Source organism: Herbaspirillum sp. WGmk3 (assembly GCF_023952535.1).
In the GTDB taxonomy this organism is placed as follows: Bacteria; Pseudomonadota; Gammaproteobacteria; order Burkholderiales; family Burkholderiaceae_D; genus Herbaspirillum; species Herbaspirillum huttiense.
In genome coordinates this window covers 70,901-88,755 of the sequence record NZ_JAKYWT010000003.1, presented here as the reverse complement: position 1 = coordinate 88,755, position 17,855 = coordinate 70,901, and the positions used below count along the sequence as shown (strand labels likewise).

General features: G+C 56.6%; 14 protein-coding genes. 5 read left to right on the top strand and 9 right to left on the bottom strand.

Going from position 1 to position 17,855, the window contains the following annotated elements; translation table 11 throughout:
• The first annotated feature begins 253 nt into the window (after positions 1-253).
• Positions 254-742 (top strand): DUF488 family protein, encoded by a 489-nt coding sequence (locus MKD49_RS12255; RefSeq protein WP_252696428.1) that lies wholly within the window; start codon positions 254-256, stop codon positions 740-742.
• On the opposite strand, the gene MKD49_RS12250 is transcribed toward MKD49_RS12255, so the two are convergent.
• Positions 699-1,529, bottom strand: a complete 831-nt coding sequence (locus MKD49_RS12250) for a hypothetical protein (RefSeq protein WP_252696427.1) — start codon at positions 1,527-1,529, stop codon at positions 699-701. The genes MKD49_RS12255 and MKD49_RS12250 overlap by 44 nt on opposite strands.
• 677 nt (positions 1,530-2,206) lie before the next feature.
• Between MKD49_RS12250 and MKD49_RS12245 the strand changes: the two genes are divergently transcribed.
• Positions 2,207-4,423, top strand: a complete 2,217-nt coding sequence (locus tag MKD49_RS12245; RefSeq protein ID WP_252696426.1) for an OsmC domain/YcaO domain-containing protein — start codon at positions 2,207-2,209, stop codon at positions 4,421-4,423.
• Between the two features lie 118 nt (positions 4,424-4,541).
• On the opposite strand, the gene MKD49_RS12240 is transcribed toward MKD49_RS12245, so the two are convergent.
• From MKD49_RS12240 to tssJ, 8 genes are all read right to left on the bottom strand, one after another.
• Entirely contained in the window at positions 4,542-5,378 is an 837-nt protein-coding gene (locus MKD49_RS12240) for a hypothetical protein (protein ID WP_252696425.1), read from the bottom strand.
• Positions 5,379-5,520: 142 nt separating this feature from the next.
• The gene (locus tag MKD49_RS12235; protein WP_252696424.1) at positions 5,521-6,360 is read right to left on the bottom strand and encodes a hypothetical protein; all 840 of its coding nucleotides are present in this window, start codon (positions 6,358-6,360) and stop codon (positions 5,521-5,523) included.
• Positions 6,361-6,564: 204 nt separating this feature from the next.
• Positions 6,565-7,530 carry a hypothetical protein gene (locus MKD49_RS12230; RefSeq protein WP_252696423.1) on the bottom strand — a complete coding sequence of 322 codons (966 nt, stop codon included), beginning with the start codon at positions 7,528-7,530 and terminating at the stop codon, positions 6,565-6,567.
• Positions 7,527-8,951 carry a hypothetical protein gene (locus MKD49_RS12225; RefSeq protein ID WP_252696422.1) on the bottom strand — a complete coding sequence of 475 codons (1,425 nt, stop codon included), beginning with the start codon at positions 8,949-8,951 and terminating at the stop codon, positions 7,527-7,529. The genes MKD49_RS12230 and MKD49_RS12225 overlap by 4 nt, the downstream gene beginning before the upstream one ends.
• Before the next feature lie 20 nt (positions 8,952-8,971).
• Entirely contained in the window at positions 8,972-11,905 is a 2,934-nt protein-coding gene (locus MKD49_RS12220; RefSeq protein WP_252696421.1) for a type VI secretion system Vgr family protein, read from the bottom strand.
• 39 nt (positions 11,906-11,944) lie between these two features.
• Positions 11,945-12,718: a type IVB secretion system protein IcmH/DotU gene (icmH, locus tag MKD49_RS12215; RefSeq protein ID WP_371925474.1), complete on the bottom strand. Its 774-nt coding sequence runs from the start codon at positions 12,716-12,718 to the stop codon at positions 11,945-11,947.
• Positions 12,719-12,720: 2 nt separating this feature from the next.
• A complete protein-coding gene (gene tssK, locus MKD49_RS12210) occupies positions 12,721-14,067 on the bottom strand; it encodes a type VI secretion system baseplate subunit TssK (RefSeq protein WP_039783881.1) in 1,347 nt (448 codons plus the stop codon).
• Positions 14,068-14,128: 61 nt separating this feature from the next.
• A complete protein-coding gene (gene tssJ, locus MKD49_RS12205; RefSeq protein WP_034330816.1) occupies positions 14,129-14,758 on the bottom strand; it encodes a type VI secretion system lipoprotein TssJ in 630 nt (209 codons plus the stop codon).
• Between the two features lie 367 nt (positions 14,759-15,125).
• Between tssJ and MKD49_RS12200 the strand changes: the two genes are divergently transcribed.
• From MKD49_RS12200 to tssC, 3 genes are all read left to right on the top strand, one after another.
• The gene (locus MKD49_RS12200; protein ID WP_209535260.1) at positions 15,126-15,752 is read left to right on the top strand and encodes a tetratricopeptide repeat protein; all 627 of its coding nucleotides are present in this window, start codon (positions 15,126-15,128) and stop codon (positions 15,750-15,752) included.
• A gap of 91 nt (positions 15,753-15,843) precedes the next feature.
• Positions 15,844-16,344: a type VI secretion system contractile sheath small subunit gene (gene tssB / locus MKD49_RS12195; RefSeq protein ID WP_034330819.1), complete on the top strand. Its 501-nt coding sequence runs from the start codon at positions 15,844-15,846 to the stop codon at positions 16,342-16,344.
• Between the two features lie 11 nt (positions 16,345-16,355).
• A complete protein-coding gene (gene tssC, locus MKD49_RS12190) occupies positions 16,356-17,849 on the top strand; it encodes a type VI secretion system contractile sheath large subunit (protein WP_034330820.1) in 1,494 nt (497 codons plus the stop codon).
• Positions 17,850-17,855 lie beyond the last annotated feature (6 nt).

The following is a 17,855-nucleotide window of genomic DNA, read 5'->3' as shown; positions in this document are numbered from 1 at the left end:
GGGTTTTCTTGGGCAGGCGACGTCTGCTTCTGGCCGATAGGAGACCTTGCATTCCGTGTTGCATTGCAATATATTGGACACGTCTCCACCAATTTCCTCGGAATTGGATTCTCGCCCTCCGCACCGCGTCGAGGGTATTTTTTTGCCTAATGATCAAGACCCGCGACATAATCGCCGAGAATACAGCACGCCGGCCAAGTTTATTTGCCAAAGGTAGTCGATGGGCTAGAATCTCGTATTCAGTGAGGGAAAAATGACGATTTTCACGATTGGTTACGAAGGTTTGAGTGTCGACGAGTTCTTGGTGTTGCTGCAAAAGCACGACATTGAGACATTGGTCGACATCCGTGAGCTGCCGTTATCCCGCAAGCCGGGTTTCTCGAAGAAGGCATTGGCCAGTGCTGTGAATTCTCAAGGCGTCGACTATTTGCACATGGTGCAACTGGGATGCCCAAGGAATGTGCGAGATCAGTATCGCGCCGACGGCAGCTGGAAACGTTATACCGATGGTTTCATGAAATACCTTAAGACCCAAGATGAAGCTATTGCCGAGCTAAGCGAGCTGGTCAACTCGTCCAATTGCGCACTCTTATGCTATGAGGCTGATCACAATTTCTGCCACCGCTCTATGGTGGCCAATGCGATCCATGCTCTCGCTGGAACCCAAATCAACCATATAAAGAAGCCGGCAGCCGTATTTAAAACAAAGACGACTGCGCAAGTTCGTGAGCTTTTTGCTTAGGCGGGTAGATGAGACTGATGATCAACCATTGATCCTGAAATCGGTGCTGGTTGCCCATCAAAAACATCAAATCTTTGGAAGCAAAGTCTTCTTCCAGCTTCTTTCTGAACTGGCTTTCCCAATCTGTCCGGTAGCTTTTCACACAATTCCAGTAGAGCGCACCCGCTTCCCAATCGACGATTTTGTTTTTGAACTCCTTCTCGCCATCGGGCGTATCGCATAGATACCAGTAGTGGAAATCATATGGGACCTTTTTGAGCGTCTTAACTTCCTTTTTGACTTCCACCTCTGAAAACAAATTTCCCTGCATCTGTTCTCGAGCAAGTTTCTCCCTTTCCTCGTCGGTCCAGTCCTGATTTTTGGCTTTAGTGACCTCTAACCGGAGCAGCTTTTTAGGCCGCAAAAGGGCCAGAGATAATCCACTGCTAAGCCGATCGGCCTCAAGCGCATCGAAATTTGTGAACGTAGGAATTTTATCGAGCCACTCGCGGCGGTGGATCCATTCTCGTTTCGTCCCGATCAAATCGCCACAGCTAATGGTGTCAACGTAGAGTTTATGGCTCTCAGGTCGATGATCTTTATTGGCTTTCTCGACAATGACGTCAATCCATTGCCACTTTTTGAATTGTTGCCCATCTTCAATCATCCGAAATGGTACGGGGTACAAGCGTCGCATCACGCCGTCTTGGTTGATGCCGGCAACGCACGATGTCTCCATGTACTGCGCACTCGGTGAAGGATAAGTTTTCGCCAGAATTAAAATTTTTTCTGTCCGGCTTACTGCCATCGCAGTCCCCATGTTTAGTTAGAGGGTTCTCCTCGACAATCCCCACGTCAATTCTGCCAGATTTCCCGATTAACGAGAAATGATCGCAAGCAAGCCGGACTAGATCCGTTCTTGGCCAGAAGAGTCCACCTCTTTTCGGACCGCGCCCCCATTTCGGACCAAAACAGATCTTCAGAAAAAATCGAAATATCCATCACTTGACCGATTAAGTACATCGGCAACTGTAGCAAACATTCGTATCTGGCAATGAAAATTCTGCTTCGCAATTCTCAAGCGACCCAGGCCCAATAAGGGCCTGCGAGGCGCTAAATTTCTTGATTGCGAAGCAAAAAATGATCTAAGTCTTTGATATAATTGAAATTCGCGCCGGACTTGTAATCAGGGGGTGGCGGGTTCAAGTCCTGCAGCCAGCACCAAATACCGAAGCGGCTCACAGCGATGTGAGCCGTTTTCTTTTGGTTCGCAATCTTGCAGGCCCATCGTGATCCAGCAGCGCGCTGCGTGCTCAACATGGGCCGGCAATGCTGGTGCAACCGCACTAGGCTATCATCGAAGATCTTTTCGCGACGACTGCCGGACTCGCTCCACGGCCGTCGCCGTCGTCGCGACAAAATTGTGGGCCGCTGTCGCTCGCACGCCTTACCGCCATCTCTTCGGTTCATTCTCGGAATCTCGCCATGGAAATCAAAGTCAACTTCCTCGACAAGCTGCGTCTTGAAGCCAAGTTCGACGACTTTACCGTCATCGCCGACCAGCCCATCCGCTACAAGGGAGACGGTTCGGCGCCGGGTCCCTTTGATTACTTCCTGGCGTCATCGGCCCTGTGCGCAGCGTATTTCGTGAAGCTGTACTGCAATACGCGCAACATCTCCACCGAGAATATCCGCCTGTCGCAGAACAACATTGTCGACCCGGAAAACCGCTACCAGCAGACTTTCAAGATCCAGGTCGAACTGCCACCCGACATCGAGGAAGCAGACCGCCGCGGCATCCTGCGTTCCATCGAGCGCTGTACCGTCAAGAAGGTGGTGCAGCAGGGACCGGAATTCATCATCGAAGAAGTGGAGAGCCTGGACGCCGACGCACAATCGCTGCTGACGCTCAAGCCCGAGGCTGGCACGAGCACGCACATCTTGGGCAAGGACCTGCCGCTGGAGCAGACCATCGCCAACATGTCCGGCTTGCTGGCTGAGCTGGGCATCAAGATCGAGATTGCTTCGTGGCGCAACATCATTCCCAATGTGTGGTCACTGCATATTCGCGACGCGCACTCGCCGATGTGCTTTACCAACGGCAAGGGCGCGACCAAGGAAAGTGCGCTGGCTTCGGCGCTGGGCGAGTACATCGAGCGCATCAGCAACAACCACTTCTATGCGGGTTCCTACTGGGGCGAGGAGATCGCCAATGCCGAGTTCGTGCATTACCCCAACGAGCGCTGGTTCAAGCCCGGCCGCGGGGACAAATTGCCGAAGGAGATCCTGGACACGTATTGCCTGGAGATCTACAACCCCGATGGCGAGCTGCGCGCTTCGCATCTGGTCGATACCAATTCCGGCAACGCACAGCGCGGCATCTGTTCGCTGCCTTACGTGCGCCAGTCGGATGGCCAGGTGGTGTATTTCCCCTCCAACCTGGTCGAGAATCTCTTCGTCAGCAATGGCATGAGTGCCGGCAATACCTTGCCTGAAGCGCAGGTGCAGTGTCTGTCGGAGATTTTCGAGCGCGCGGTCAAGCGTGAAATCCTGGAAGGCGAGATTTGCCTGCCCGATGTTCCCCAGGAGGTCCTGGCAAAGTATCCCGGTATCGTGGCCGGTATCAAGGGACTGGAAGAACAGGGTTTCCCGGTACTGGTCAAGGATGCCTCGCTGGGCGGTGTCTATCCTGTAATGTGCGTGACCTTGATGAACCCGCGCACCGGCGGCGTGTTTGCTTCCTTCGGCGCACACCCGAGCTTTGAGGTGGCGCTGGAGCGCAGCCTGACGGAACTGCTGCAGGGACGCAGCTTTGAAGGACTCAACGATCTGCCGCAGCCGACCTTCGAGAGCAATGCTGTCACGGAACCCAACAACTTCGTGGAGCACTTCATCGATTCGTCCGGCATCGTGTCCTGGCGCTTCTTCAGTGCCAAGGCGGATTACGCATTCGTGGAATGGGATTTTTCCGGCCAGGGCGAAGATTCCAACGCCGAGGAGGCCGCTACGCTGTTCGGCATCCTGGAGGAGATGGGCAAGGAGGCCTATGTCGCTGTCTACGATCAGCTGGGAGCGACCGCTTGCCGCATCCTGGTGCCGGGCTATTCCGAGGTGTATCCGGTCGAGGATCTGATCTGGGACAACACCAACAAGGCGCTGCTGTTCCGCGAGGATGTCCTGAACCTGCATCGTCTGGATGACAAGGCCCTGGCTGCCTTGCTCGATCGTCTGGAAAACAACGAGCTGGATGATTACTCGGACATCGCCACCCTGATCGGAATTGACTTCGATGAGAACACCGAGTGGGGCCAACTGACCGTCCTTGAACTGAAGCTGCTGATCAATCTGGCCCTGCAGCAGTTTGAAGAAGCGCACGACCTGGTCGGTGCCTTCCTGCAATACAACGACAACTCGGTGGAACGTGGCCTGTTCTACCAGGCGTTGAATGTCGTGCTGGAAGTGGAGCTGGATGATGAGCTGGAGCTATCCGACTATGAGACCAACTTCCGCCGCATGTTCGGCGACGCGCGCATGGATGCGGCCATCGGATCGGTGAACGGCAGCGTCCGCTTCTTTGGCTTGACGCCGACCAGCATGAAGCTCGAAGGGCTGGATCGCCATCAGCGCTTGCTGGATAGTTATCGCAAGCTGCACAAGGCGCGTGCCCTGTTTGCGCAGGCGGATTCTGCTTCAGCAGCTTGATGCAGTTGTCCTTGCTGCGGAAATGACCACTCGGCCTGATCTGCGATCAGGCCGTTTTTTCTTGTGCAAAGCCCGGGAAGATGCATCCATTCTTTCAACTTTCGCCTGAAGCAGGCTTTCAAGGAATGGATGGGTCCTGGTAAGCGCTATCGATGACAACGCCGCGTCGTCGCAACGTCTCTTCAGCCTGATCCCGGTCTTGCTTCAATAGCGGCAATTCCGAAGTGAGTGCGTTTTGCCAATCTGATCGCTTTGCAGGCCCAACTATCTGACGTGCCTCTTCCTTGCTGCCAACCAGGGATAACTTGAGGAAGTAAGCGCCTGGCTTGTTTCTGTCAAGTCGTTCCGTGTCGCGGGTCAGGGTCAAGGTCAGGTAAGCATGGTCAAGCTGGAAGCGCCATGTCGCATCAGCGGGAAGACTCATCCATTCATCCAGGTCAGGCACGTAGGCGGGATCCAGCGAGTGCACCGGTGAGGTGATGGCAAAGTGCAAGGCTTGCGCTCCTTTCAGCCGCGGCAGCGAGCGCTCTGTGTAGTGACGCCAGCCAGCGGCTCTTATGTTGTCCAGGATGCGCATCATTCTCTGCCTTGCCTCATCGTGCGGGATATGCTCTTCAGCGCCCAAGCCGGCGTAGATGTTCCATTCAATGATATTTTCGTCCGGGAAGTGGGAATCCTCGTTACCAGAAATTCCAAGAACATCATTGAGCATGAATGCGTGTGTGCCGTTGCGTATCTCCACGGCACCCAAGGCATCGCGAGGCCAGTCCACTGAATAAAAGTTGACGTTGGGGGGGCTGTTGATCAGAACTATCTGATTTGGGTAGCGTGCGAGAAGTTCTTTGGCGGATTGATTGGCGCTGATTTCGATCTGATGGAGCATATTGATCGACTTCTCTGATTTGTCGGGAGAACAGGCGGTCAGGAGCGCGATGATCCAGAACATGGAAGTCATCGCGCTAACTCGGAATAGCCGGAATGCTTTCACTGGCATGAGCAATATAAAGTGAAGCTGCAGTGCGATCTCATTGTCTATTTGGTCTTGCCCGGCTTGGGTACTTGAGTCCTCATCTCGCTTTGGGTGGAGTGGACAATCATCAGAGGCCCGGCGGATCCCGATAGGCTTCGTCAATATTGACTCCCTGTTTGCGCAAAGTACTTTCGGCCTGCTGGCGCTCTTCTTTCAGCAGCTTCATTTCAGCGGGTAATGCTTGCTGCCAAACCGTCCGCTTGTCAGGGCCCACCAGTTGGCGGAATTGCTCTTTTTCACTCCGGAGGTTGAATTCAATGAAGTAGGCACCCGGCTGGTTGACGTCGTTCAGAGGATGATCGCGGGACAAAGCGATCGTCAGGTAGCCCTCCTTGCTCCAGAGTTTCCAAAGTGTGCGGCCGGGAAGATGCATCCATTCGTCCAGGGTTGGCTCGTAATCCGTATCCAGTCCATAAATGGAGGACGTGGATTCTGCATAGCGAAGCGCGTTTGCACCCGACAGGCGGGGGGCATCCGGATCGATATAGCGATGCCAGGAGGCCTTGCGCAGATTTGCACGAATGGATTGAAATTGCTTCCTTGCAGCGTCGTGCATGATTAGACTGCTTTCCGCCAGGCCAGCATTGATGTTCCATTCGATGATGTTTTCGTTGGCAAATGAAGGCGAGTAATTCCCTGTTGCGCTCAACGCATGGTGAATGACAAACAGTGTCTCGGATGGCCCGATTTCAACTGTGCCGCGCGCGTCCTTGGTCCATCTGGCCGCATAGAACTTTGCGCCAGAGGGATGATCGCTCATCGAAAACAGTCCGGGATAGTTCTTGAGGATATCGTCGCCGGACTGGCCGAGTTGGATATGAATGAGCTCGTTCATTGCGCGGTGCTCGGCTCCGCTGCCATTGCCGCAGCCGCCCAGCATCGCGGTCGCCATAACGAAAATCAGCATTCTGCCTATCGTGGATTTGAATGCGGTGGACACACGAGCCCGCTGGTATTCGAGGGAGTAAAAAGATGAATGCACCGGGAATTTCTCAGCGTGATCGTCAGCGGTCAGACAGAGCGTTCAGCCATTTGAAACTCTCCCCAACATCCAGGTAATGGATATCGATACCGTTGAGCACATGTCAGCTTTGAAGCCCTCCGTTTATCTTCATTCTTGATCGGAGTCCCATTGCCAGATGGTGGCGCCATATTGGGAATTCAGGCTTGGCATGGTTTCTCCGCGCTTGAATTTGCGTCGGGAATTCAGTTGGGCAGGCGTGAAATAATATCCATCCTCCGGGCACAGTTCTCCGCTTGCAACGCGTCGCTGGAAATCCTGCGGCGCGTTTAGCGATGTTATTTTCCGTTGATGGGCCACCTTCTTGACCAGCGTCCATGTGCATGGAGCGGTCTGATGCAGAGCTTCTTCGCCGTATTTTTCCGAGGTGCCAGGAATGTAGAGAGATTGCATTCCCAAGAATATGCTGCATTCGGGAGCCTCATCAATATCCGGGCCCAGGAACTGAGCACTGGAATTGGATTGGTCTGGAACATAGATGCCTGGTCTTGGTGGTGGCTGTCCTGTTCGCGCGGTGGTCGAAGGATCAAGCGCGTAGCCAGGCCAGGTATCCGGCGCATCGAGTGGCCCGCGATCCTCCGGCGTATAGCCGGGTGACAAGGTTCCGGCCGACCAGTATGGACCTAGAGTAGAAATGATGTTGCTCGCCCGGACGAGCGCCTGACTCAGCAGGTGCCGATACGTACGTACGCCTTCCTCGCCCATCCACTCGGCGGAAAATTCGAGCTGCCCCTTGAAGTCAGAGCGCACTCCATGCGCGCTGTTGAGTCCATCGAGGTCTCCATGAGACAGCTTGATATAACCGCTGCAGAGGCTGTCGAATGTATCTCGGAAGTTGGGAAGCACCTGCTCTCCCCAAACGATATCAGGCTGTTCAGGTAAAGCACGATTGCGGTAATCGGGAGGCAAGTTTTGCATGAACTGACTCAGCCGTGATTCCACAAATTCAAGTAGCTCGTGCCAGTTGTCTCGCAATTGGCCCAGGTATTCAAGAGATGTGTAACGTTCCAAGAGAAAAATCTCTTGTGGATCGAGATGGCCAGGAGAGTTAATCATTTCTTTTTCGACTCGTACCAATTGTTAGTGAGAACCGGGACACCAACCAGATCGGTCTTTTGACCGAATTCATCATAGCCCCAATGGGTAGGTTGTCGCTTGCTCACCAAGGCTTTCTTCAGGTCATCCGGATTGACCACAATTTGTCGTGCTCCACCTTCAAGCACATAGCTTGAATTCTTCAATTTCTGCGAAGCTACCACACCCTCCCACACCTTTAGGCCGCCTTCGGGAACAATGTAGGTAATCACTTCCCCGTTGCTATTCCAGCTTGCCCAGACTGCGAAGCGTTTGCGCCAGTCTGCTTTGCTCTGGAGCTTCTGGAATTCTTCTTCAGTCATCCAACAGATCGAATTGTCCGCTGACTTCGGGTCAAGCACCCGACGCAGTTTGGTGCCGGGGGGCAGGTCCAATGGTCGTATGGTATTGAAAGTGTCGTACGCATTTTTTGTGGCGAGCCCATCATCAAATCGAGGATACCCTGGGGGAATGGGGGGAGCTTTTTCCAGTGGAGGATACTTCAACGTCTTGGATTTGGTCGCCCAAGACGGAAGGTCTTTGTCGAAAGCATCCTTTTCTGCATCAGTGGTGGTTCTGCGGAAGCCATGTGGATTGACTGTGTTGAGACGGGCGCGATGGAGCATGTCCGATTCAATATCCAAGCGCCGGGCTAGCTGGTCCAACAGATCTTGTAGAGGTTTCAGCGCCTTGGCAAGCATCCGATCTGCTTGAGCGCGCACTTCATTTACCAGTTTCATCAGACCGATGGCGCGATCACCCAAAGCAGCTCCCCCCCATTTTCTGACCAACTCCAGAAGCGATAAAGTGGCTTTCTTCCCATCATCAAAGGCCGCAAGCAACTTGCCGACATTCACTTGGGCTTTTACTTCCCGCAGCTTCACGGCCAGATACTTATAGGGATTATCGATCTTCAATGCTCTCAGCGTTTTGACGACCTCAGGTCTAGCAAGAAAGCGGTTCAGGAGAGAAATGCTGAGTTCGATATATTTCGTCATATCGGGCAATACGGCGGTTGCCTTTCTGGCGGCTCCTAATGAAGCGCGGCGTAGCGCCGAGAACATCACTTTGCCGCAGCCCTTCACCAACGATCCCAACGTCGGGAAGAGGCCGATCAGCGTCAAGCACAAAGCTACCCAGTGCCATACTTCATTGGGCTCCGAATGGATTTTCTTGCAGTTCGCGACGATATCCCGAACATCACAAATCTGGTCTACAAACGGTATCATCGAAACTACGGTACTCACCGCAGTTTGCGCTGTCGTCGGATTCTCGTTGAAATCACCCTGAATCACGCCCCAGAGCCATTCTCCTGCAGCCGAGAGATCTTTTCTCGCACTTGAGATCCACCGCCCAGGCGCAGAAGAAAACCAGGCCAGAGCATTTTCGAATTGGTCATTCATGGATTGATAGGAAAGCGCCGTTAAGAATTAAATTTTTCCTGCGCCTTTGCGACCAGCTCGGATAGGGGTTTCCAAGGTGACTCCAGATCGGGTGTCCTTGGTTCGTATTCCACATGGGTCGGCTTCTGGGGCACATTTTCGTGATGCGCACTTCCTTTCGCATCCAATTTTCCTTGAATGGTGGCACCGTCCGAGAACTTGATTTTGTACGCGACGTCCCGCATCGGCTCTCCATAGACGTCCCGATAATTGATATCGATGAAGTTGCTTATTTCAGCATTGGGATCAGGCAGAGGGGATAGAGAGGCCGCCAGCGCGGCCCCACCCGGAAACGCATGCGTCGCCCCCTTCACCGAAAACGTCCCCGGACAGGCAAACGTGATATTCCCACCCTCCAGCGTCACCGAAGCCTGCCCCGCCTGCAGCACGATCTTCTGGCGCGCCTTGATCTCAATGCCTTCATTGACGCTGATGACGCTCACATCCTTGTCTGCCAGGATCTCCAGCGCATCGGTATGCGCCTGCAAGGAAACCGGGCCATTGCCGGCGAAGGCCTGGATGCCGCCGTCGTGCGCAAACAGCGTGGCTGCCTTGCCCGCCGCGAGGCTGGCGGTGTCGGCGGCAGTCCAGTGGGTATCCCCCTGTGTGGTCCAGTGAAGGTTTTCGCCAGCGTAGAGCACGGTGGAAGCCGCACTGGCCCAGTTGACGTTGGTGGGTGACTCCATCAGTACAGCGGCCTTGCTGAACTTTTCGACCGGTTGCGCGCTGTCGCTTTCACGGGAGCCCGCCTGGCTCTTGAATGCGTCCTGACCATTGACGCTGGCCGGATGCTTGCCCTGATCCTGCGGGTCGATGACAGAGATGAAATCGGTCTTGGCGTGCAAGGCGTCCGCACTGTGCAGCGCCTGCTGCTGTGTGGCGGCCTCGCCCATGGTCTGCGCAAGTTGCTGCGCACCCTTCAACTGCGCCACAGCTTCGTGGGCATCCATCTGCGTGCTGGTGATGCTGGCACCGGCGACAGGTCGCGCCGTCGAGGAAATCAGCAAGCCCTCCGCACCGCGCACTACGCCCCAAGCGTCCGTACGCAGTTCAAAGCCCTGGCCCCGATAGCTGCCACGCCGGGCTCCGGTATCTGCCTGATCGATCAGATGGCCGAGATTGAGCTGGGATTTGCCCTGGCTCGAGGCCAGACGCATGCGCAGTTGCGACTGCGTGTCGTCCACCACCCATTGATTGAAACCGCTGCCATCATGCGCCGTGCTGTGCCAGCCCGAAATCGTGCCGGCATGGTTGGCGTCAGACTCGGCTCCTGCCGGGAAGGGCGGCACATCATTACCGTTGTAAAGTTGTGCGACCACGACCGGACGATCAATGTCACCCTCGATGAAATCGACCAGCACTTCGCTGCCGATGCGCGGCGTGAACTGGCTGCCCCAGTTAGGGCCGGACTGCGCTTCTGCCACGCGCACCCAGGTGCCGGAGGCGTCGTTGCCGGGGGCATTGCCGTCCTTGTCATCTAGGTTGCCGGTCTCGCGCAAGCCGCCTGGATTGGGCGACTTCCCGCGCTGCCAGTGGAACTGGACTTTGACGCGGTGATTGCGGTCCGTGGTAACGGCCGCATCCGGCAGGCCGGTCACCAGCGCAGTCTGGGTGCCACGCGCCGTTGGCTTGAGACGCTCCGTGATTGCAGCAGGAACGATGGGGACTACCTCCCGCACGGCGACGAAGCTGTTGCGGTAGGTCCCTGCCTTCAGGTCGTCATCGGATACGCTGCCCGAAGAGGGCGTCTTGCCGAACAAATTTCCCAGCGAGGCGGGGGCGACCTGATCGAGGATCTGGGCAATGTTGCTGTCGAAGTTGTTGCGGGCGCTGTGGCTCACCGAGAGCAGCTTGAAGCGGTTATCTCCCTCGGGATAGCGCTCATGCTGGCTCAGCGTGAATTGCATACCTGCACTGAGCTGGCGCGCCGCGCCCGCGCCTTCAAAGCGCTTGTTCTGCATTTCCAGAGCCTGCAGCATCAACTGCGCATGGGTCGCGGCCGCCTCCTGGTCTGCAAAGTCCTGCTGGCCGGTGCCGTCGTAGACCGCCAAGGCAGGGACTTCGCCGGCATCCAGGCTGGAGCTCTCTTCGGCCGAAGGTGAAGATATCTTCTCGGGATGCCAACTGGCCAGCGCCACTGCGTTGGAACGCACACTGCGCGCGGCGCTGAAGTCGGTGATCGCATCGCTGGATTCGGTGGCGGCGATGCGGTGAAAGCGGATGCGCGTATCGCCGCCGGGCAGATCAGGTGCCTTGGCCTCGCGGTCGAAGATGACCAGCTTGTGTCGCGCCTGTTGCTGGCCGGAGGCCTGGCCTTGCTCACCCTCCTGCTGATGCTCGAAGCGGAAGTTCAGGCCCTCGCTGGCCAGGATGCGGCGCAGGAAGGCGAAATCACTCTCGCGGTATTGCGTGCAGATGTCGCGCTTGGTGAGCGTCTGGGTGACATCCAGAGCGAAATTGGCTTGCGGGTATTCCTTCAGGACGGCGCTGGCGATGTCGGTGACGCTCATATCCTGAAACAGGAAGCTGTCGCGGCGGCGGTCGAGGAAGGCCAGGAAGGATTCCAGCCTAAGCCTGTAGCGCGCCAGTCCGCCATCGGCACCCAGCCACGAAGCCTGGGTGCAGTAGCCGTGCCAGGCGCGTCGGCTGCCATCGGCCTGAAGCAGGCGCAGGGTCAGTTCGGTCCCGATGAATTGCTTCAGATCGAGATCGGTGGAGACGGAGAGGGCGTCGACCTCGAACTGGAAATTGTCATTGACACTTTCCTGGCCGTGGAAGCGCTCCACGACCAGGGACTCCGGAAGACCAGCTTCCTGCGCGCTGGCGAGCGTGATCAGACGCGCATGTTGCGACAGGCCAGGGCCGAAGAGTTGGTTGATGACGCTGGAAAGTGAATCGGGAAAAGGCAGATTCATCTGTGTGGCCTTCCAAGACTATCAGGGGAGAGATCGCGTTCAGGGCAGGGTGATGGTCAGGTTAGCGGTACGCGGTGCCAGCTTGACGATATCGGAATAGCCGGCCAGTCCGTTCTCCGTGCCGCTGGTCAGCATCCAGTTCAAGCCGAGGTACGCGAACAGGGCGATGAAGGCAAACAGCGAAGCCACCACCCACAGCGGCACATCATTGCGCAGCTTGTTGACGATGGCGTCAGGCCGCGCCCAATGTGGCGCGAAGCCGGCGCTCTTGCCCTTGAGATGGGCGATTTCGTCCCCCAGCCGTGCAGTCAGATAATTCAGTTTCTCCGGACCTTCCAGCGCGTACTTGCCCTGGAACCCCAGCAACAGGCACATGTGAAACACTTCCAGCGCCTGGATGTGCGCATTGCCGCGGACCCGCAGGTCTTCCAGCTGCTTGAAGAAATTTTCACCTGCCAGTTGATCGCCGAACATGGTCAGCTGCAGCGGACGGCGCTCCCAGGCGTCGCGGATGCCGAAGCTGGAGCGCAGGATGATTTCATCGACCGAGGCGCAGAACGCGTATTTGGCGGCGTAGACATCTTCCGGGGAGACGTCGAGTTTCTTCGCATTGCGTTCCACATCGCCCAGGAATTTCTGCATCTTCACCGAGAACGAAGCTTCATCCACCGGCGCGCTGCCATTCTTGAGCATGAAGAGCGCGTAGAAACCGTCATACATCAGATCCAGCAGCGAGCGCGCATTGACCGGCGCGGCGGCCATCTGGGCCGGGGGGAGATGGTCCTGATCGAGCAGGGAAGGGGCCGAAGTCATGTTCATTGCGTCACCGCCAGGAGTTCGAGTTTGAGGTCACGGATGCCGGAAGGTACATAAATGCAGATCGATTGCGCCTGCAGCATGCGCTCATACATGGCACCCTTGCTTTCCAATGTGAAGTAATAGGTATCGGGGCGCACGGGCAGGGCAGCCGGCACTTGCGGCGAGTGCACCAGCTTCACGCCGGGCAGTGCGGCCAGCACGAATTTCTCCACATCCTCGGGCGCGCCGATCTTGAAGCGCAGCGGCACCACATCCACCAGCTCGATGGCCGGCAGGTCGGCGTTGACGGCCAGGTAGAAACTGGTCTTCTCGTCGATCTTGCCCGAGTCCAGCATGCCCATGTGATACGACGGCTTGCTCTCGTGCAGGGCGATGGCGAAATAGCGTGACGAGATGACGGTATCGAGCAGCTCGCGGATGATGCCATCGAGCCGCGCAAACGGCGGACCAGGATCACGATGGTCATACGGTGGCAGGTCCGCCAGCGCCAGGCTGCGCGAGAAGGTCATCAGCGAGCCGGCCAGCCCGAGCAATTGTTCATACAGGCGCTCGGGATGCAGCAGGGGATTGTTCAGATAGTGCGAGAGGCTGGCGTAAGCGGTGCTGGCCGTATGCAGCAGCCAGAAGGAGGTGATGTCACCCGATCGGAATTCCACCACGCTCTTGCTGGGTTCGCGATGATGTCCGTAGAGCGCGCTGACCTTGGCCTGCAACGCATCCAGCAGGCGGCGCAGGCGCAGGAACAGCAAGGGCGCCGCATGCACCGACAGGCTGGGGGCGACGAAATCGGGATCCAGTTCGAATCCTGATGAGCTTGCGCGGCGCAAGCGCACGATCGGAATGCATACCAGGGAGTCGCGCGGTTCGTTCTCGGAGACCAGCCGCACCGCCTTCTTCAAATAGCTCATCTCCGCCTTGGCAGCATCGGTGAAAAGATCCGGCGTCTCGATGTTGTCTTGAATGTAGCGACTGGACTGATGATTGCCGGTACCCGAGGCGAAATTGCTGCCGAAGCTCTTCAGTGCCGGCAGGGCGGCGTAGAAGGTGACGGATTGTTGGGAAAGCGGGATTTCAGTCAGTTCGATGGGATCGGGCAGATCGTCGCCATCCGGTGCCTTGTAGATCTCCCCGTCCTGGAAGATGGCCGACAGTTCGAGAATGCGCAGCGTATTGTTGTTCAGGGCATCGCGGTCCACCTGCAGGGAGGAGATGCCCCAGCAGTAGGGATTGAGCGCCAGCGCGGTCTGGTGCAGGCGCGTTTCGTGATAATGATCCTGGCGCTGGAAATGCTGTGGCCGGAGGAAAAGACCTTCGCCCCAGAGGACTTTGTTGGAGTGATTCACTTGGATTGCCCCGTCGTGATGATTGTCATGTCGCGATGTCCTGCGAATTGTTGTTTGAATTTCAATGACACTGAACCGGTGCCAGCATCAGATTCTTTTCCAGCGGCTTGCCCTGCATATCGATGGCCACCGCCCCCGCACCCACTGTCAATGAGCAGGATTGCAGGCCGACGGTAATGCCATTCTTCTCCGCTTCATCGGCCTTGAAGACGACACGCCAGCGCTGCGGTGCCGGATTGACGAACAGCGCCACGACACCGATATAGCCGGCCTCATAACTGACCTTTTCGGAAATTTCATAGCGCTGGCCCGGTACCAGCGTGACTTCCTTGACCTCCAGCAGGTCGGCTCCCAAGGCTTCCTTTTCTTTTTGCGCACTCAGGAACGTGTCATATGACGCCTGTTGGAAACTAATGTTCTGCTTGAGCTTATAAATTTTTACCACCAGGGCCAGCGGCCGCTGCTGCGAATCGACATTGAGCGCCTTGGACGCGTGCAGCTTGATCGGCACGGTACGCGGCTGCTTCTGGGCGTCGGGGAGTTCCGGCGTGTCCGGCTTCTTCAGGCCGAGTGCCTCCAGCGTGGACTTGGCGGCCTGCGCGACCCCGGAGGCCGCGCCGACGGCGGCGCAGCCGGATAGAGAAAAAATGACAACTCCAGTTGTCAGGTGATTAATCAATCGGTTTTTCAACGCTGCCCCGTGCGGTTTATTGGATTTCTGATGAGCGATTTCTCGCGAGCCGAAAAAATTTTAGGAAGTCTTTACAGATTGTGGAACTGCATTTTCCCTTGAAGGTCTATGCGATACATTTGGACGAGCTTAAGTTCAAATTACTTAAAACTATTAAGTCGGGCAACAACCTGATAGTCGTGATTAGAACGTGGCGTAGTGAAAAAGTGCGGTTTCCAGAAGCATCAATTTCGCCAGAAAACTGCCGTCGCATCTCATTTGCAGTCTAAAAATCAGGAATCTCCGGAATTTTTCGGTGCCGACTAATTTGCTTGCGCGATGTCGTGCAAGGCTTTCTTAATGTCAAAAATATAAGGAGTGGTTTCCAATGCGTGCGAGCAAATTCAAGACAGGTCTGATCATTCCGGCGTTGCTGGCGGTGATGTTGGCGGGTTGTGCCAATACCCAGGGCAAGCCCAATCCGGAAGATGAGGCCAAGAACACGCTGGAAAGCGGAGTGGCCCAGGCCAATACCGCGCAGGCGGAAGGCAAGACCGACGAGGCCGTGTCGGTGCTGAAGGTAGTGGCAAGCCGCTTCCCTGCTGATAAGACGCCCTGGCTGCGTATCGCCCAGATCCGCTTCGATGCAGGTGATTACAGTGATGCGATCGTCAACGCCCAGGAAGCCCTCAAGCGTGATCCCGCCGACAAGGTCGCCAACAGCATCGTGACCGTCTCCGGTCTGCGTCTGGCCACCAAGTCCCTGGGGGATCTGCGCTCACAAAATGCATTGAATGGTTCGGTCAAGACCGAAGCACAGGACCTGACCAAGATCCTGCGTGAAAGCCTCGGCGAAAACACCTTGGTGCCCGCTCCGGCCAAGCCTGTTGCAGCGGCCCGTCCGCGCGGCAAGGCAGCCCGCAAGGCGGCTCCTGCACCGGCTGCAGACGCGGATGCTGGCAATGGCAGCAGTGGCGGCGGCAGCGGTCCCAATCCGTTTGGCAATCTGAAGTAAGGCGCGCCAGCGGGGGCAGTTTGTGCTGTCCCCGCTTTTCAAGCCGCCTCAGGCGAATGGGGCGTTCACTCAATACAGCAGCGGAGCAAACATGGCCAAAAGAGAAAGCATCCAGAAAAAACTGCAGAAAGTGCGTCCCCCGCGCGTGCAGATGACGTATGACGTCGAGATCGGTGACGCCATCGAGAAGAAGGAACTGGCCTTCGTCACCGGCGTGGTCGGTGATTTTGGCGGCAACTCGGAGGTGCCGCAGCCGCGCCTGAAGGATCGGAAGTTCATCAATATCGATCCCGACAATTTCGACGAAGTCATGAAGGGCATCGAGCCGCGCGCGGTTTATCGCGTCTCCAATGAGCTCTCCGACAAAGGCGGGGAATTCGCGGTAGAACTGAAGTTCCGCTCGATGGAAGACTTCCGTCCCGAGTCGGTGGTGCAGCAGGTCGAGCCGCTGCGCAAGCTGCTGGAAGCCCGCACCAAGCTGGCCGATCTGCGCAACAAGATCGCCGGCAACGACAAGCTGGAAGACATCCTCAGCGACGTGCTCAACAGCACCGAGAAGCTGGCCGAACTCAGCAAGCAAACCAACAAGTAAAAGAGATTCCCATGTCCGCTCAAGCCAATACCGAAGCTGCCGCAAGTGCTGCGCCTGCCGCTGCCGCCAGCACTCTTCTGGATGACATCGTCGAACAAAGCAAGGTCGCCAAGTCCTCTTCCGAGCATGACCGCGCCAAGGATCTGATTACCGAACTGGTCAGCCAGGTCATGGAAGGGACGGTGGTCGTCTCCGACAACCTGTCGGCGACCCTGGATGCCCGCATTGCCGAACTGGATCATCTGATCTCGAACCAGGTCAGCGCCATCATGCATGCCCCCGAATTCCAGAAGCTCGAAGGCAGCTGGACAGGCCTGAACTACCTGGTGCGCAACACCACCGTTGGCGAGAATCAGAAGATCAAGATCCTCAACGCCACCAAGAAGGAACTGGTCAAGGACTTCAACTCGGCCCTGGAATTCGACCAGAGCGCCATGTTCAAGAAGGTATATGAAGAAGAATTCGGTACCTTCGGTGGCGCGCCTTTCGGTGCCTTGCTGGGCGATTACGAAATCACGCGCCAGCCTGAAGATATGTACTTCATCGAGCAGATGTCGCGCATCGCCGCTGCGTCGCACGCTCCCTTCATCACCGCCGCATCGCCTGAGCTGTTCGGCCTGGAGAGCTATGCCGACCTGGGCAAGCCGCGTGACCTGTCCAAGGTCTTCGACACGGTCGAATACGCCAAGTGGAAGTCCTTCCGCGAATCCGAGGATTCGCGCTATGTCGGCCTGACCCTGCCGCGCTTCCTCGGCCGTCTGCCATTCAATCCCAAGGATGGCACCACCGTTGAAGGCTTCAACTTCGTCGAGGATGTGGATGGCACCGACCACTCCAAATACCTGTGGTGCAACGCTGCCTATGCCTTCGGCAGCAAACTGACCAAGGCTTTCGAGGACTTCGGCTGGTGCGCGGCCATTCGCGGCGTGGAAGGTGGTGGCCTGGTCGAGGACCTGCCCACCCACACCTTCAAGACGGATGAAGGCGAAGTCGCCCTCAAGTGCCCCACTGAGATCGCCATCACCGACCGTCGCGAGAAAGAACTGTCGGATCTGGGCTTCATCTCGCTGGTCCACTGCAAGAACACGGATTACGCCGCCTTCTTCGGTGCCCAGTCCGCTCAGAAGCCCAAGAAGTACAACACGGATGCGGCCAATGCCAACGCGGTCCTGTCCTCGCAGTTGCAATACATCTTTGCCGTCTCGCGCATCGCTCACTACATGAAGTCGATGATGCGGGACAAGATCGGCAGCTTTGCTGCCGCTTCAAACGTCGAAGACTTCCTCAATCGCTGGATCGCGCAATACGTGCTGCTGGATGACAACGCCACGCAGGAAGCAAAAGCGCAATTCCCGCTGCGCGAAGCTTCGGTACAGGTGTCGGAAGTGCCGGGACGGCCAGGCGTTTATCGCGCCGTGTCGTTCTTGCGTCCGCATTTTCAGTTGGATGAACTGTCCGTGTCGCTCCGGCTGGTTGCGGAGCTGCCGCAGGCAGGTAAATCTTAACTATTT

Coding starts and splice junctions, on each gene's coding strand:
- MKD49_RS12220 (WP_252696421.1), bottom strand. CDS start 11,905: ATGAATCTGCCTTTTCCCGATTCACTTTCCAGCGTCATCAACCAACTC.
- MKD49_RS12230 (WP_252696423.1), bottom strand. CDS start 7,530: ATGATTAACTCTCCTGGCCATCTCGATCCACAAGAGATTTTTCTCTTG.
- MKD49_RS12240 (WP_252696425.1), bottom strand. CDS start 5,378: ATGACTTCCATGTTCTGGATCATCGCGCTCCTGACCGCCTGTTCTCCC.
- tssC (WP_034330820.1), top strand. CDS start 16,356: ATGTCCGCTCAAGCCAATACCGAAGCTGCCGCAAGTGCTGCGCCTGCC.
- MKD49_RS12200 (WP_209535260.1), top strand. CDS start 15,126: ATGCGTGCGAGCAAATTCAAGACAGGTCTGATCATTCCGGCGTTGCTG.
- MKD49_RS12255 (WP_252696428.1), top strand. CDS start 254: ATGACGATTTTCACGATTGGTTACGAAGGTTTGAGTGTCGACGAGTTC.
- MKD49_RS12235 (WP_252696424.1), bottom strand. CDS start 6,360: ATGCTGATTTTCGTTATGGCGACCGCGATGCTGGGCGGCTGCGGCAAT.
- MKD49_RS12245 (WP_252696426.1), top strand. CDS start 2,207: ATGGAAATCAAAGTCAACTTCCTCGACAAGCTGCGTCTTGAAGCCAAG.
- MKD49_RS12250 (WP_252696427.1), bottom strand. CDS start 1,529: ATGGCAGTAAGCCGGACAGAAAAAATTTTAATTCTGGCGAAAACTTAT.
- MKD49_RS12225 (WP_252696422.1), bottom strand. CDS start 8,951: ATGAATGACCAATTCGAAAATGCTCTGGCCTGGTTTTCTTCTGCGCCT.
- tssB (WP_034330819.1), top strand. CDS start 15,844: ATGGCCAAAAGAGAAAGCATCCAGAAAAAACTGCAGAAAGTGCGTCCC.
- icmH (WP_371925474.1), bottom strand. CDS start 12,718: ATGACTTCGGCCCCTTCCCTGCTCGATCAGGACCATCTCCCCCCGGCC.